19 protein-coding genes are annotated in these 15,965 nt (G+C 40.0%); 15 read left to right on the forward strand and 4 right to left on the reverse strand.

Going from position 1 to position 15,965, the window contains the following annotated elements; genetic code table 11:
• Positions 1 to 283: 283 nt before the first annotated feature.
• The 8 genes from JL57_RS05520 to JL57_RS05560 all read left to right on the forward strand — a co-directional run bounded on the left by JL57_RS05520 (position 284) and on the right by JL57_RS05560 (position 8,153).
• Positions 284 to 1,570, forward strand: a complete 1,287-nt coding sequence (locus JL57_RS05520; RefSeq protein WP_034141111.1) for a 3-isopropylmalate dehydratase large subunit — start codon at positions 284 to 286, stop codon at positions 1,568 to 1,570.
• A gap of 16 nt (positions 1,571 to 1,586) precedes the next feature.
• Positions 1,587 to 2,111 carry a 3-isopropylmalate dehydratase small subunit 2 gene (locus tag JL57_RS05525; RefSeq protein WP_034141059.1) on the forward strand — a complete coding sequence of 175 codons (525 nt, stop codon included), beginning with the start codon at positions 1,587 to 1,589 and terminating at the stop codon, positions 2,109 to 2,111.
• 302 nt (positions 2,112 to 2,413) lie between these two features.
• Positions 2,414 to 3,319, forward strand: coding sequence for an NrtR DNA-binding winged helix domain-containing protein (locus JL57_RS05530; protein WP_034141060.1), 906 nt, complete (start codon positions 2,414 to 2,416; stop codon positions 3,317 to 3,319).
• A 64-nt stretch (positions 3,320 to 3,383) separates the two neighbouring features.
• Positions 3,384 to 4,049: an isochorismatase family cysteine hydrolase gene (locus JL57_RS05535; RefSeq protein ID WP_291299740.1), complete on the forward strand. Its 666-nt coding sequence runs from the start codon at positions 3,384 to 3,386 to the stop codon at positions 4,047 to 4,049.
• Positions 4,050 to 4,064: 15 nt separating this feature from the next.
• Positions 4,065 to 5,414, forward strand: a complete 1,350-nt coding sequence (locus tag JL57_RS05540) for a nicotinate phosphoribosyltransferase (RefSeq protein WP_034141062.1) — start codon at positions 4,065 to 4,067, stop codon at positions 5,412 to 5,414.
• A gap of 8 nt (positions 5,415 to 5,422) precedes the next feature.
• Positions 5,423 to 6,037, forward strand: a complete 615-nt coding sequence (nadD, locus tag JL57_RS05545) for a nicotinate (nicotinamide) nucleotide adenylyltransferase (protein WP_291299741.1) — start codon at positions 5,423 to 5,425, stop codon at positions 6,035 to 6,037.
• Positions 6,030 to 6,773, forward strand: a complete 744-nt coding sequence (gene nadE / locus JL57_RS05550) for an NAD(+) synthase (RefSeq protein ID WP_034141064.1) — start codon at positions 6,030 to 6,032, stop codon at positions 6,771 to 6,773. The genes nadD and nadE overlap by 8 nt, the downstream gene beginning before the upstream one ends.
• Positions 6,774 to 7,364: 591 nt before the next feature.
• Entirely contained in the window at positions 7,365 to 8,153 is a 789-nt protein-coding gene (locus tag JL57_RS05560) for a PhzF family phenazine biosynthesis protein (RefSeq protein ID WP_034141066.1), read from the forward strand.
• A gap of 156 nt (positions 8,154 to 8,309) precedes the next feature.
• On the opposite strand, the gene JL57_RS05565 is transcribed toward JL57_RS05560, so the two are convergent.
• The 4 genes from JL57_RS05565 to JL57_RS33585 form a co-directional block, all read right to left on the reverse strand.
• Positions 8,310 to 8,534 (reverse strand): type II toxin-antitoxin system Phd/YefM family antitoxin, encoded by a 225-nt coding sequence (locus tag JL57_RS05565; RefSeq protein WP_291299742.1) that lies wholly within the window; start codon positions 8,532 to 8,534, stop codon positions 8,310 to 8,312.
• A gap of 94 nt (positions 8,535 to 8,628) precedes the next feature.
• On the reverse strand, positions 8,629 to 8,793 hold the full coding sequence (locus tag JL57_RS33580) for a hypothetical protein (RefSeq protein ID WP_291299743.1): 165 nt from the start codon (positions 8,791 to 8,793) through the stop codon (positions 8,629 to 8,631).
• A 26-nt stretch (positions 8,794 to 8,819) separates the two neighbouring features.
• Positions 8,820 to 9,206: a site-specific integrase gene (locus JL57_RS05570; RefSeq protein ID WP_291299744.1), complete on the reverse strand. Its 387-nt coding sequence runs from the start codon at positions 9,204 to 9,206 to the stop codon at positions 8,820 to 8,822.
• A gap of 430 nt (positions 9,207 to 9,636) precedes the next feature.
• The gene (locus tag JL57_RS33585) at positions 9,637 to 10,296 is read right to left on the reverse strand and encodes a LexA family transcriptional regulator (RefSeq protein ID WP_291299745.1); all 660 of its coding nucleotides are present in this window, start codon (positions 10,294 to 10,296) and stop codon (positions 9,637 to 9,639) included.
• Between the two features lie 434 nt (positions 10,297 to 10,730).
• Here JL57_RS33585 and JL57_RS33590 point away from each other — a divergent pair, with 434 nt between their 5' ends.
• The 7 genes from JL57_RS33590 to JL57_RS05600 all read left to right on the forward strand — a co-directional run bounded on the left by JL57_RS33590 (position 10,731) and on the right by JL57_RS05600 (position 15,934).
• A complete protein-coding gene (locus JL57_RS33590; RefSeq protein ID WP_243454596.1) occupies positions 10,731 to 10,832 on the forward strand; it encodes a putative holin-like toxin in 102 nt (33 codons plus the stop codon).
• A 395-nt stretch (positions 10,833 to 11,227) separates the two neighbouring features.
• Complete coding sequence (locus tag JL57_RS05580) at positions 11,228 to 11,467, forward strand: helix-turn-helix transcriptional regulator (RefSeq protein ID WP_034141067.1); 240 nt, start codon at positions 11,228 to 11,230, stop codon at positions 11,465 to 11,467.
• A 182-nt stretch (positions 11,468 to 11,649) separates the two neighbouring features.
• Positions 11,650 to 12,612, forward strand: coding sequence for a S8 family peptidase (locus tag JL57_RS05585; protein ID WP_034141068.1), 963 nt, complete (start codon positions 11,650 to 11,652; stop codon positions 12,610 to 12,612).
• A 429-nt stretch (positions 12,613 to 13,041) separates the two neighbouring features.
• Entirely contained in the window at positions 13,042 to 13,215 is a 174-nt protein-coding gene (locus tag JL57_RS33595; RefSeq protein WP_291299746.1) for a hypothetical protein, read from the forward strand.
• A 156-nt stretch (positions 13,216 to 13,371) separates the two neighbouring features.
• Positions 13,372 to 13,935, forward strand: coding sequence for a TetR/AcrR family transcriptional regulator (locus JL57_RS05590; RefSeq protein ID WP_034141069.1), 564 nt, complete (start codon positions 13,372 to 13,374; stop codon positions 13,933 to 13,935).
• 79 nt (positions 13,936 to 14,014) lie between these two features.
• A complete protein-coding gene (locus JL57_RS05595; protein ID WP_034141070.1) occupies positions 14,015 to 15,382 on the forward strand; it encodes a phenylacetate--CoA ligase family protein in 1,368 nt (455 codons plus the stop codon).
• Between the two features lie 126 nt (positions 15,383 to 15,508).
• Entirely contained in the window at positions 15,509 to 15,934 is a 426-nt protein-coding gene (locus tag JL57_RS05600) for a Zn-ribbon domain-containing OB-fold protein (RefSeq protein WP_045691375.1), read from the forward strand.
• The last annotated feature ends 31 nt before the right edge of the window (positions 15,935 to 15,965 follow it).

Genomic DNA, 15,965 nt, shown 5'->3' on the forward strand with positions numbered 1-15,965 from the left:
TAAATCCCAAGTTTGGCGTAAGATTTTTCCAGCACTAGACACAGCTAAGATTACCTTTCTTTAATCCTTACTGAGCCTTCTTTTATAGATTCTCCTTAGCAGTATTTTATACCATAAGAATTATTCGCTAAGAAGCCTTAAATCACTGCAAGTTTAAGAAGAGTAATAAATGGGAATAATATTATCCTTTTATCCTCCAAGAATTTATTATAAAATGGGGAAGAAGGTTTATACCCTCAGCACAAATTTTGAGATTTCGATAAAAATATGCAAGGAGAAGAAGATGGGAAAAACAATAGCTGAGAAAATATTTGATGCACACAGGGTAAACATGCCGTTTCCTGATACCCACGTTTTAAAATTGGACAGGGTTTTCTGTCACGAAATTACCACACCGATTGCAATCACGGATCTTATGGCAAGGGGAATGGACAGAGTCTTTGATCCCACGAAAATAAAAGCTGTCATAGACCATGTAACACCTGCCAAAGATTCTAAAACTGCTGAACAGGGAAAGATACTACGCGATTGGGCTAAAAGGCATGGTATAAAAGACTTTTTTGACATCGGAAGAAATGGTGTTTGTCATGCGATCTTCCCTGAAAAAGGATTTGTAAGATCGGGTTATACAGTTATTATGGGGGATTCGCACACATGTACTCATGGAGCGTTTGGAGCTTTTGCTGCAGGTGTCGGAACGACTGACCTTGAAGTAGGTATACTTAAGGGTGTATGTGCCTTCCATTTTCCGAAAACCATTAAATTTGTGCTTAATGGCACCTTAAAACCAGGTGTTTATGCAAAAGACCTGATACTTTTTATTATTAAAGAACTGACTGTAAACGGTGCAACAAACATGGTCATAGAATTTACTGGACCGGTTATCGATGCAATGTCAATGGAATCACGTATGACATTATGCAATATGGCAATTGAAGCCGGAGGCACTTGCGGAATATGCTACCCGGATATGACAACAGTCGAATACCTATGGGAATTCATTAAAGACGAATTTCACACAAAGGAAGACGCTTTGATTGAATACTCAAAATGGATTTCGGATACGGATGCTTCCTATGAAAAAGTATATGAATATGATGTTACGAATTTAGAACCAATGGTTACTTTCGGGTTCAAACCAGACCAAGTAAAAACAGTCAATGAAATGTCAGGTACAAAAATTGACCAGGTTTATATAGGAAGTTGTACCAATGGTCGTATAGAAGATCTGAGAATTGCTGCCAGTATCCTTAAGGACAAAAAAATAAGTGATGACGTTCGTGCCATTGTAAGCCCTGCAACTCCGGATATTTATTCCATGGCTTTAAAAGAAGGCATCCTTGAGATTTTCCAGAACGCTGGTTTTTGCGTTACAAACCCAACATGCGGAGCTTGTCTTGGCATGAGTAATGGGGTGCTTGCTAATGGTGAAGCCTGTGCTTCTACAACAAACCGAAATTTTAATGGCAGAATGGGAAAGGGCGGTACAGTTCATCTGATGAGTCCTGCTACTGCTGCAGCTTCAGCGATTGAAGGAAAAATATCAAATTCACAATTGTATAAAGCGTAAAATATCGGAGGGAAAAATGAAAGAATTTAGCGGAAAAGTCTTATTCTTGGATAGAAGTGATATCAATACCGATGAAATCATTCCAGCAAAGTATCTTACTGAAATCGCTAAAGAGGCATTGAAACCTTATTTATTGGAGGATTTGTCTCTTACTGGATTTAATAATAAAGAAGATATTAAGGACAAAGCTGTGCTTGTAACAAGAGCCAATTTTGGTTGTGGTTCTTCCAGAGAGCATGCTCCATGGGCGTTAGAAGTGAATGGAATCAATGTAGTGATTGCTGAAAGCTTCGCTAGAATATTCAGACAGAACATGTATAATTGCGGTATGTTCGCCATAGAACTACCAACAGATAAGATGGGCTATCTTTTTGAGCACTACGCGGGGAAAGACACTTCAATAACAATCGACATTGATAAAAATAAGATTATTGTAACTTCATCAGACCAATCCGAAGAACTAGATTTCATAGTCGGCGAGTTTGACAAGACACTTGTAAAAGAAGGCGGCTGGGTTGGTTACGCTGATAAAAACTATTAATTCATAAACCTATTGGTATGCAGGTATTATAGGCAATAAGTCTCTACATTTTTTAAATATTTGTGGAGGCTTATTGCCTTTAATTATTGTTGTTTTATGCAACGTAGAATTACCTAGACTCAGATAGCCTGAAAGCCTTTGATACGGATAAGAATGGTACTTGTGAATCCGGTCAAACTTTTCAGGCTGCTTCTTATAGTTAGTATCTTTTTAATGCTAACTATTGACACGCGAAACACTTAGTATTAAAATAATACTAACATAGTTAGTCGTATATCATAACTAAGTAAGGGGAGATTTCAATGAGTCTTCAGGATAAAAACGGATTAACTGAAGCTGAGTTTCAAGCCAACTATGATGCCAGTGTATTTGAACGGCCCTCGGTTACTGTGGATACGGTAATATTTACGATAACAAGTGAAGAGGAAGTTAATAAACGAAGCTTACCTGATAAAGAATTGCAGGTTCTTTTGGTGAAACGCGGTGGGCATCCATTCTTAGGCCATTGGGCATTACCCGGAGGATTTGTAAATCCAAAAGAAGATATTGACCATGCAGCGGTCAGAGAACTTAAAGAGGAAACAAACCTTGATTGTTCATATATGGAACAACTTTATACATGGGGTGAAGTTAAACGTGACCCAAGGACCCGAGTGATTAGTGTTTCTTATATGGCGCTGATTGATTCTACGAAGGTAATAATTCAGGCAGGGGATGACGCAGCGGAAGCTAAGTGGTATTCCGTGAGAGATAAAGTTTTTAAAAAAGAAAAGATTTTGACAGGCGACGGCTTTGTCCAGAAAAAGTGGGTTTTACTTGAACTTGAAAGCAACGATGAAACGCTAAGTGCGGTTATCCTGATTACGAAAATTGTGAAAGGAACAACCATCCAATATGAGCGAGATGTCATTGAAAAAAACGGAATTGCTTTTGATCATTCTCGGATTATTCAGTACAGTGTTGAACGCTTGCGGAACAAGCTTGAGTATACAGATATTGCCTTTGGATTGATGCCGGAACTTTTTACTTTGAGCGAATTGCAAAAGTCGTATGAAGTGATTCTCGGGAAGAAGCTTAATAAGGCGAACTTTCGTCAAAAAATTGAAAAGATGGTCATTGGTACAAATGAATACCAGAAGGGTAAAGCCTATAAGCCAGCAGAACTTTATCGATTTAACCCCAACTGGGATGAAGAAGATGGGTTTTAACAAAGAAGGTCATATCCGCGTAGAGCTTGGCTCCATAGTGAAAAACTGTTGAGGGGGAATTAATGTGTTTAACAAACGTGATTTTTTAGGACTTGCTAATCAAGTCCTAAGCAAACAAGTTGATGTTCTTAACAATTTAGATGAACTATCCATTAAAGAGTTAGACCCAAAGAAAACAGTACTCATTGTCATCGATATGGTTAAAGGGTTTGCTAAAGAAGGGGCACTTTACAGTCCTCGGATCGAAGGACTTATATCTGAAATAGGGAGGGTCATACAACTTTGTATCGACTGTGGTATCCCAATCTTGGCCCTTGCCGATAGCCATACGAAAGAAAGCCCCGAATACAAACGCTATCCAATACACTGCGGTTTTAACTCTAAGGAATCAGAAATTGTGGATGAATTCAGAGACCACTGTAGAGTCTTCGATAAAAACTCGATCAATGGTTATCTCGAAGAAGAATTTCAAGAATGGATAAATGCTCATCCTGATATCAACACATTCCTTGTTGTCGGTGACTGTACCGATATATGTGTCTCTTCCTTCGCTTTAACAGCTCAAGCTGATTTTGACAGAAAGAATAAGGATTCTTCGGTAATCGTTTTAACAAAAGGCGTAGAAACCTTCGATATTCCAGGGACCCATGATGGTGATTTTTATCAGATGCTTGGCCTTATGTACATATCGTCAAATGGTATTAAACTCGCTTCAACATTAGTTAAATAAAAGGAGTGGAGAGAAATGAGTGTATTTAATGGACAACGTTTAGCCCCTGAAATTTTTAAGATTGACACAGAGCGCATGAGAAAGGGTTGGTACTCCGATGCGTACTTCCTGAATATTGTAAAGATACTTGAAACCGTTTCAAAAGAAGGCTATAGGTTTCAAGGGAAATGTGAAGTTAAGGAAATTCCTGAAGATAAATTAGCTCAGGTGAAAAACGGCGACATTGTTGTTGAAATGCAATTCTTTACTCGACGTAAACCCTACAGCCTAGTAGCTGGGGTAGACGAGGCCCTGACTATTCTGAAAGAATGTACCGGTTATTATGACGAAGATGGCAACTTCGTTAATATGTATCATACGCTTGAAGTCGAAGCAGTAGAAGATGGCACATTTGTTACCTATGACGGCGACCCCATGAGCGTACAGCCTGTACTGAAAGTAAGAGGAGTCTATCGTTATTTCGCACTATTAGAAACTCCTATACTCGGGGTTCTTTCTGAGGCAACTCGGGTAGCCACCAACGTCTTTAACGTCCTGAAGGCTGCTAAGGGGAAAGACATTCTCTTTTTCCCGGCACGTTTCGTTCATTACAAAATGCAAGCACTTCATGGATATGCCTATTCACTGGCGGTCCAAGCATACAACGACAAATACGGTAAGAAATCCAAAACCTTTGTTTCTACGGATGACCAAGCTGATTGGTGGGGCGGGAAAGCCGGAGGTACAATTGCCCACGCTTCAATCGCTGCCTTTTTGGGGGATACAGCTGAGACGATGATGCAGTTCTGTCGGATTATGCCTCTTGAAATCCCTAGAATTGCCCTTGTGGACTTCCATAACGATTGTATTGGTGATTCCCAATCAGTGATGAAAAGGATGTTTGACAAGTATTGGAGTCTCTTAAAAGAAGGGAACAAAGAAGAAGCCCGAAAATACCAACTCTTTGGCGTTCGCCCAGATACCTCAGGGAACATGCGGGATAAAGCAATTCCTCCCTTTGGTGATAAGAAATTAGACTGCGGCGTAAACCCTCGTTTAATATGGGCACTGCGCAACGCGATTAATGCTGCTTTTAAGCAGTGGGATATTCCTTTTGATGCTATCCTTGTCGCCAAAGAATGGTGTCAAGCGATTAAGATAATAGTCACTGGTGGCTTTAATGCCAAGAAAATAACAATGTTTGAGGAACTTGAGGTGCCGGTTGATATTTACGGAGTTGGGTCGTCACTTCTGGAGAATTCGGATGAGACCAATAATGATTTTACATCGGATATTGTCCGAGTCAAAATCGACGATTCATGGGTCGAAATGCATAAGGTTGGCCGTGGGCCTTGCGATAATCCAAATCTTAATAGCATTGCTTAAGGGGGAGTATGATGGAACGTGTAATTGCAGTTTTTGGCGGTTCGTTTAGCCCTGTAACAAATGCTCATTTAGCTCTTGCTGAGGAAATCACCAATATCTATGATATCGAGAAGGTTATTTTTCTACCCGTAAGCGACCTTTATGAAAAGAATGGGCTACTACCGTCCAAGGACCGCGTAGAGATGCTGAAACTTGCTTGTGAAGCGAACCCCAAATTTGAAGTGTCAGAGATTGAAACACTGTCTCCGATTTTACTCAATACTATCGATTCACTAAAAATACTCAAAAAGCAGTATCCTAAGTATCCAATCGCCTTTGTCATGGGTACGGATAACCTGAGATTTATCGATACTTGGGACGATTTCCAAAAGTTAATGGACGATTATTATTTCATCGTTATCCCTCGAAATGGAGACGACCCTATGAAGATGATTCTAAAAAACCCTTCGCTCCTCGTAAATTTGGATAGCTTTCTGATTCCTGATGACTATGTGCGAAACGATGGTAACTCGACCCATGTCCGTGATTTACTTAAAGCAGGGAAGAGTGTCCGTTACCTTGTACCGGAACCTGTGTACTTTTACTTAGAGGAAACTTTGAAAGGATGGGATTTTAATGCGTAATTGGAATGAAGAAATTAAGAGTCGTGTTGAATGGATTAGGGAAATTTTGAATCAAACCGGAGCTAAAGGCCTTGTCATTGGAATGTCTTCCGGAAAAGACAGCAATACTGTCGCCGCCTTATGCAAACTGGCCACGGATAATGTCCTGGGCGTGATTATGCCGTGCTACAGCAGAGATACCGATAAAGTTGATGCGCTTAAAGTTGCAGAAAAACTAGGCATTGAAACGGTTGAAGTTCCTCTTGAAGAGAGTTTTTCTAAACTATCCGAGAGTATTCAAAACAGCATGGATGAAACTATTACCCCTATGGCCTTTGCCAATATCAAGCCAAGACTTCGCATGACAACACTTTATGCATTGGCTCAAGCGAAGGGTTACTTGGTTGCCGGTACGGACAATCTTTCGGAAGCTGTCATGGGCTACTATACGAAGTATGGTGACGGCGCGTATGACTTCTGCGTTATCTCTGATCTCACGGCAACGGAAGTTGTGGAACTCGGCAAGGCTTTAGGAATTCCTAAAGAAATCATTGAAAAAACGCCATCAGCCGGACTTTGGGAAGGCCAAACGGATGAAAGTGAAATGGGCATTACTTATGCGGCGATTGATGAATTCATACGGACAGGAGAGGGTCCGAATGAGGTTATCTCAGCTATCCGTACTGCCTATACGAAAACCGCTCATAAACGGATGCTACCCTTAGTATATGGAGAGCCGGACTTTTCCTCACTTTAAAGACTTATTGTGCAGTAGAATTAGGATAGGAAGCATGTTTACATCATTAGATTCCATTTAGGTTGATATGTTTACTTGGACGGCGCATGTAGAAACGATAATTCTGATGACGAAATGTGGTTCTGAGGACAAAAAGTAGAATTTGACCACAAGATGTTGTGGTTTGGAGACGATTTTGGGGCAAAAATTGGGCAAAAAAAAGCCGGTTTTTGCCCCTTAAAAATAGGCGAAAATATAGATGACATAGGGTGATTTTAAGAAAATGGTCTTATAAATCATAATATGCATGATTGCAAAATGAGTTATCATGATAAAAACGTATACTAAACAGGACTTGATTTTGAGGGACGCTTCAAAGAAAAATAGATTAGCTGAAGTATGTGATAAGTTGAAACTTTTTTTATATTGTTTTAGGGTATTGGATGAAAAAGAATGTTTTCTACTTTCAATGCAGTTTATGCGAACTATTATATACAAGCCGGCCAGAACGTGCGTCGCTGTCAGGCAGCTTCCGCTTGGCATTCTCTGCGAGATTGAAGCAGTTGTATATCTCAAATAAAAGATAAATGAAAAAACAAGGAGGCTTTAGCTATGAAACAATATGTAGTTGATGCTTTTGCTGATAAGCTGTTCGAAGGTAATCCTGCTGCTATATGTGTAATGGAAAAATGGTTAAAGGATGAACTAATGCAGGCGATTACGATTGAAAATAATCTTTCCGAAACAGCCTTTACTGTTAAGGAAGGAAAGAGTTATAGATTGCGCTGGTTTACCCCTGGTGGTGAGATTGATCTGTGTGGCCATGCTACACTTGCCACTGCATTTGTATTGATGAATTATGTGGATACATCCATGACGGAAGTTTTTTTCCAGACTTTAAGCGGTGAACTTATTGTTAATAGAAAAGATGACCTGTATGAGATGGATTTTCCCAGTTATCAGCTAAAACCTATAGAGGTAACAGATCAGATGGAGCAAATCATTGGCTTCCGTCCTTTGGAAGCATGGATTGATCGTGATCTTGTTTGCATACTGGAAAATGAAGAACAGGTTAAGGCGGCGCATCCTGATTTGGAGAAAACTAAACTGCTGTCTGGTCTTTTACTTCATCTTACTGCGAAAGGCACAGAATATGACTGTGTGAGCCGCAGCTTCGCGCCTAAGCTGAGTGTGCCTGAAGATCCGGTCTGCGGTTCAGGACATTGCCATATTGCCCCGCTTTGGTCCGATAAATTAGGAAAAGCAGAGTTAGTAGCCAGACAGGCTTCCCGTCGCGGTGGAACCCTATATTGCCGTGTGAACGGCGGGCGGGTTCAGCTTGCAGGCAAGGCAGCTCTTTATTCCGTTGCAGAACTTTCTTTGCCAGACGCTCCAACATAAAAACGCCCGGAGACCGGACGTTTTCTTTATAGCTCTATACGCTTTTGGGCCAGAATATATACTTCATCATCAGCTCTTGTGGAAACCACAACAATCTTCATGATGTTGTTTTCCCGCACGACCTTGTACACTACCCGTAACCCAAGCTTTAACAGCTTAATCTTGCAGTAACCAGCTAGGTTCGTGCCGTTTTTCAGCTTCTACAAGCAAACGGTAATTTTCAATTGTTTCAAGCATTTGCTCATAGGCTTCTGGTGTGAGCAGAACACAGGTAGGAGTGTTGTTCTTTAGAACAATTTTAAAGCCAGTTTCACGGACTTCCTCAAAGATTTTATTGGCTTCGCCCTTATTGAAACGGGAAATTGGCACTAGAGAATTCATTGCTCCGCTGATAGAGTTAGGGTTTAGAAGCTCCCAATTGACCACGATAATAAATAATAGCCGTGTAAATATCTCGTCTTTCAGACATTAGTCCTTATTGCCCCTTATACTTGTCATCTTCAAACCACTCTTTATGAAGAGGATTGTCGGGATTTAATTCAATCATACCTTTTTTACCCGTTAAGGCATCTGATTTTGAGCTTATTTTATCCAACATTTCTTGTAGAGTGATTTTTTTATTGTCTAATGCAGTTGACATATCCTTTTCCTCCTCACAAGAATTATTTATTTTCTTCTTGTCCATATCGTCAGCATTGCCTTGTGCTTTAAGTTTTTGCAACTCTCGATAATTGAGAAAACTTCCGGAAGTGTTTTGCGCTTTTTCTGACGAGGTATCTGAAGATAATTAAGAGTACGGTTAAACGTAACTGCAAAGAGAAACCGTATGGCTGCACTGTAACAATTCACAGTTCCAGGCATAACATTTTTCTCGTTAATCAAATACCACAAGAATCTACGGATGTCATGTTCATTTAGCTGTTCCGCCGGACGGTTACAATACTCAAGAAAAGTTCGAGCATTTAAGGTATAGCTCTCCAGTGTGTTCTTTGACAGTCCCCGAAGAAGGATGTCTTCTTTCATCCGTTGTAAAATTTGTTCCTTGTTTTCCATGCTTCATTCCCCTTAAACTTATTAGCAGTAGACCTGCATAACAAGTTTAAGGTACTTTGAACTGAGAAAAGTAGAATCACTTAAATTTTGTACAGATTGAAGTGTATCCACAAACTTCGACGGCTTAACCACCGCGATAGCGGTTTAGTCCAATTCTTAAAATGCGTATAAAGAAAATCGAAAAGGGGCCTACCCTACTAAATTGGAATAGCCACGATTTGGCGTAGTGTGAACTGCCAAGTCGTGGCTATTTTCCTGCTAAAAATTTGCTGATTTATATGCTAATAGTGTGCTAAAAACTTGCGATTTTGTGTATTAAATTAAAGTTTCAACTCAAAAAGGCAACCCCTTATTCTACAAGGGAGGCCCTTTTTTGTTGAGTACAAATTCATCCGCATATATCCATTACCCTGAAATGATATCTCAGCCCTTAGCTGTTTTCTTGATGATTTTCTGGTCTGAAGTGACCCATATAAACCCCGAACACTCGCACTTGATTTGGCAGAACTTCAATCACTTTATGCTTGCTATTTCCAGGCATTAACTTTATTTGTGGTGATCCTTCCGACCATTTTATACGCTTCAGGGTTCCCTCTTTGTCATTGTTGATGAGTGCGGCCACGATTTGACCATTATATTCTGCCCACTGCGCATAACGCATGAAGACAATATCGCCAGACTCGATACCGGCATCGACCATGCTGTCATACTTCACCCTCAAGGCATAGTCTGGTTGACGACTATCTTGGAATGGATAATGGATATAGCCCTCAACATTCTGCTCAGCCAGTAATCCTTCACCAGCATAGATCCTGTCGATAAGGGGGATAGACTTATATGACTGAGCTTTCTTAAATGATGAATTTATGTCAGACTTTAAGACATTTAATGAGTCGGCAATCTTTTGTAGATTACCAGGGGGAATTAATGTTTTTCCATTCACGTAGTCTGATATTGTGCTTGTTGGTAATTTAGTTTTATTGCTTAGATCGGTTTGACTAACACCTTTAAGGTGTAGGATCTGTTTGAGGTTGACAGAAATGTCTGCGATCATGCCAAGCTCAACCTCGGTATACTTACTGCGTGCCACATAATTCCCTCCAAAGTCTAAGAATATTCTATTCCGAGTATATCCGATTTTATGAATAATAAATAGTAGGTTAGGTGAAAATATATGTTGACTATCCGATTAAATCGGAATAATATTGAGACAAACAAGTTGAACCAGAGGTTCAAGATTACATGGCGATTAGCAAGGGTGAATAGAGGACACCCAAGGAAAACTTAAAATTATCAGCTTTTACTATAGTCATGTCGCTTTATATTATTTTTGATTTGCAGTTTTAAGTTAGTTGATGAGTTATTATTCTTCCGGATGATCGCAAATTATGCCACCTCTTACTGACGACTTTATTTTCCGGAAAAATGACTAACGGTATGATAACCGTATATATTGTAATAGAACTAAATATCGCGTTTTGCGGGTAAGCAACCAATTTCTCTCTGAAGGGAGGAACTGGGCTCATGAAAACATATGAAACGATGATGATTGCGATCGGATCCTGTTCATTACTAGTAAGTTTACTAGTTTTAATCGTGGAGGTGATAAAAGCAATTAGTAGGTAAATTATTTTTCTTGACAGGTAAAAAGTAGCCAGCGCCAAACCGAGCTACTTCTCACCAACCGGTAAGGTTGCCTTGCCCGCACAGATAAGGATATTTCCTTATCTTTTTTTTGCATGCAATATCAAAATTATGTCGCCTGTTTCATTGGTATTACAGAATTAAAAATAATAATAGTAATGAGATTTAATTCCCAACACTCGTGGGAAATCCTTTATAAGGCGAAATTCCTGCTATTACACATTAGGCGACTACTGTACCGATCGTCCAAGAAATAAGGTTTTAGTTGACAATATTTTAACGATTTCGACAACCAAGCTGGTATATGCTGGAATTGCCTAAATGAATCGCACAATTTGGGACCAAAGTCCTACTGGTACGAGCGGAGGTTTGAAATTATGCAATTTACCATGCGCGCTGTTAGAGTTTCCTGCGGGTATGCGGAAGATGAGGTTGCCAGATATTGTGGAGTATCAACTGAGACGATAAAAGAATTGGAGATTGATTCTGGTCAGATAGAATACAATTTATTATCGAAACTTATTAATCTTTATGGAGTTACCCTAGATCTTATCTACCTGGGGTCTGAAACTGACTGCCGTCAAAAGCACAGGAATGACCCTAGGGTAACATTTTAGTAACGTAATCATTGCGAATACGTCAAATGAGCATTTTCCCTCGCCCCATTGAAGCATCCGACGTATGGTCCCATGTCAAGTCGACACCACAGAAAAGGAGGGAAATACTATCGTTATCTAAGAAAACTAGATCGATTGGGGGGAAGGAGTTTTATAATAAAATGATTTTGAGGTGAAGAAAGATGAGTCATAACTATTCAAATGAATTAAATAATAATGACGTAAAATTAATTCCTTATGAAGTATTATCGATTGCTGCCGAGGCTACTTTTACTGAAATACCTGCCGGTGTGAAACTTGTTAACGCCCCAACGGCATGGGATAAGAGTGAAAAGGGTAAGGACATTGTAGTTGCTGTATTAGATACAGGATGCCAAACCAATCATGTAGATTTGAAAGATCGTATTATTGGCGGACGCAATTTTACTACAGATTATGATAATGATCCTAATAACTTTTCTGATAATGTGGGGCATGGTACTCATGTAGCAGGTACAATTGCGGCATCAGAAAACAATATAGGTGTTTTAGGAGTAGCACCATTAGCCAAGCTACTCATTGTAAAAGTTCTTGCAGGTAATGGATCGGGGGCATATGAGTGGATTATAAATGGGATTAATTATGCGGTAAACTGGAGAGGTCCTAGTGGAGAAAAAGCACGAGTAATCTCAATGTCTTTAGGAGGACCTCAAGATGTTTCAGAACTACACCAGGCTGTAAAAAATGCAGTGAATAACGATATATTAGTCGTTTGTGCAGCTGGTAATGGTGGAGATTGTAGCCCCCAAACAGATGAGTTAGACTACCCAGGTGCATATCAAGAAGTTGTAGAAGTGGGTGCAGTTGATTTAAATAAAAAAATAGCTTGTTTCAGTAATTCAAATAAGAATGTAGATTTGGTTGCCCCAGGAGATGGAATCTTGTCAACATATATAGGTGGAGGATATGCAACATTGAGAGGGACTTCAATGGCAACACCACACGTTTCGGGAGGATCTGCATTAATTATTAAACAATGTGAAAAAGAATTTGAAAGAACCTTATCGGAAAATGAAATTTATGCTCAATTAATAAAGAGAACAAATGCTCTTGGTAATCCAAAGTGCTTGGAAGGTAATGGTTTGTTAGATTTAGCAAAAGACTAAAAAGGTTCAATGAAGGTAAGAGCACAGAAGAACATAATGTCAAGTTCTCATCCATTCTCCAAGAAGCCTTAAAGGAGCACTTAGGAATCCAATAAGCTAAAAATAATAATTTGCTGTTTTATTTAAGGCAGTCCTGTGAGGGACGCCTTAATTTTTTCCCGCCTATTGCAGTGCAATGAATGCTCTGGCCGGAAAAGGAGTTATCTGAAGGCCTGAACGATCTGGAAAACCTATGATCTACTCTTACCCCAAAAGAGATTCTTTGCCGGAAAGTCCGCAAGACAGAAATTCTTTTTTTTGTTAAAAAATGTCGTATGTTGAAACTTTCCACGGTTAGAATTAATGGGGTTAAATACTATGCTCAGGACTTAGAAAGCAAACTGTTTGTGCCAATGAGAAATAATATCTTAGCAGAAACCTACTTGAAGTTTGTATAGTTGGGACATTATTACCCTTGCCAATATGAAAGACAAGTTTATGGATATGGTCAAGACCATGGATATGAGTTTCTCCTACAAACCGGTACTGCTCAAGGCGATGCTTGAGCATGTCGACGAATGTCTGATGATACCGAGCGGACTCGCTGTCCTCCCGAGGATGTAGTTGGCTGAAACTTCATCAAGTATTACTAATCATTGTTATTAGCTATTAATATAAAGTGGTGCAAGGCTCTTTTTAACCCTTGACAAACAATAGTCTGAATATTACAATTAGTTAACTACCGAACGGTAGGTAGGCAGCTAGGGAAGGAAGATATAAATGGATAAGAACGATATTATAAAATCGGCGCTCAAGCTATTCCACCAAAAAGGATATGAAGCTACCTCAATGGAGGATATAGCTTATGATTTGGAAATCAAAAAGGCTAGTCTGTATTATCACATTAAGAGCAAACAAGAATTGTTACATACTTTAGTTGAAGATATCGGTTTTCGTCTGTATCAGACCGTTAGAAATGTAGAAGCTTCAAACTTTACAGTTTACGAAAAACTTCGTCAGGCTGTCTATGATCACACCCTCACTGTTTTAACTAACCCCGAATATGTTGCAGTTATTCATGATGAAATTCGGTCGCTCGATTCGCAGGAAAGCTTAATTATTAAAGAAACACAGGAAGAGTATTTAAATGTCTTCAAAAATTTGCTTTCGGAAGGGATTGAAGCGGGCTTTATTATAGACTCGGATGTAACTGTTATGGCGCATATAATTTTAGGAACTTGCACTTGGCCCTATAAGTGGTTTAAAGGAGGGGAGAGATTTCCGCCGGATGTAGTGGCATCGATGGTCTGCGAATTTGTCATGAAGGCTATTACTAAAGGTTGATTAAATTAATGATTCCACTGCCAAAGTTTAACCGTATAGCATTGGATGAGTATTTCTATAGTTGGGGAGGTGTAGTTTTTTGGATGCCGAGCAAACATATTTCGATATGGAAGTCGAGCCAATATTAAACACTCCAAAAATGAGGGAAATCCAGTGGGAAGGTCTTCAGAAAGCAATTCGTTTTTTTTATGAGAAGGTCCCATTTGAGCGGCGTCGGATGGATAAAGCAGGTGTTAAACCTGAGGATATTCGATCATTTGAGGATTTTGCGCGGGCGATACCGATTATCAGTCAGGAAGATTTCCGTGGGGCAATGCAAGAAGGGGACTTCGATCTGACTCGAGTTTATCGCGATTTGTTTGGTGAAGAGCGATTTAACGATCTTTTCTTATTATCGTCAACCTCTGGAACGACTGGCATCCCAACACCCTATCCTCTTTTTAGAAGTGGGTTAGATCGGGTTGCAGACATTTTCGGGCGAATTGCTTGGAGAGCCGGAATTCGACCAGGTGATCGTATGGCATTATGCTTTGGCTTAAGTATGCACGCTGCCGGAACCCCTCAGTTATTTTGGTATAGAAGCGTTCCTGGCCTTACAATCATCCCTATGGGAGCGGAAGCTGGTACAGAACGCTTGCTTACATTTTTTAAAGCTTTTAAGCCTACTGTTTTTACGGGAACACCATCGTTAGCAATCCATTTAATTGAGCGTGCAGAGGATGTCTTGAAGGAACCTATTAAAAATATAGGATTCAAAACACTTATTTTAGGGGCGGAGCCAGGAGCTGGTATCCCGGAGTTGAGAACAAGGCTGGAAAGTGAGTATGGGGCAAAAGTATTTGATATCGGTGCCGGGTACGGCGTTTCTTGTGATCACCCGGTGTACCAAGGTATGCACTGGGTAGCTGGTGATTATTGTTATTATGAACTTGTTGATCCGGAAACCAAAGAGTCAATCCCATTAGAGGATGGTGCAACTGGCTTAGCAGTCTTTACACCCATCGAACCAAAATCAGGACATTTCTTTTTCAGTCTACGTTTCACACTTAATGATATTCATCAAGTCTTTACCAAACCTTGTCCTTGTGGTCGATCGGGTATGAGGTACAAAGTAGTAGGGCGGGCTGATGACATGCTTAAGGTAAAAGGGGTCCCTGTTTATCCGGCGGCAATACAAGGAATCATCCAATCCTTCGTTCCCAAGGTCAGTGGTGTCTTTAGAATCGTTCTTGATCAGCGACCTCCCCGAGTTGTTCCTCCGTTAAAACTCAAACTTGAGTACGGGGAAGGAATCAGGGAAGGCGACTTGGGGCCTTTAGAACACCAAATTCTCGTACAGATGCATAAGCAATTAAAGATTAGGCCGTCCATTAATTGGGTACCCTTTAATTCTTTAGACCGATCAACCAAGAAGACCCAGTTAATAGAAAAGCTATATGAAAAGTGATCTTTACGATTAATGGTTTATGGGTAATCAATTTAGCTCATGGAGAAGATGGTGGCAACTTTAAGGTTACACCGAAATAAGTTCGGGGTGCAGACTTCGAATGATTGAAAAAGGTGACAGTTATAGATGAACGATCAAATAAAGAACATTGCCGAAGGGCTTTTCGTCCTACCGGGTGAGTCTCTGGAAAAGGGCTATCTTCTCGGCTCAAGGTGCCAAGAATGCAGCTTGGTGACATTCCCCAAACGATCTATATGTCCAAATTGTCTTGTGGAAAACACTATGGAAGAAATACCTTTAAGTAAAAAGGGGAAGTTATATACTTTCTCAGTCAACGAAATGGCACCTCAAGGCTTTGAGGCACCCTATATTACGGGCAGAGTAGACTTACCGGAACAAGTAAGGGTTTTTTCCATCATTGGTGGATGTGAAGCTCATGAGGATTCAGTACAGATAGGTATGGATATGGAGTTGTTTTTTGAGACAATTCGATTAGACGAGAATGGCAATAGTTTATTAGGCTACAAGTTTAGACCCATTTATCAGAAGTGAACTCGTCCAGCTAAAGCTGAACATCGAGTCT

It is taken from the genome of Desulfosporosinus sp. BICA1-9 (assembly GCF_000802135.1).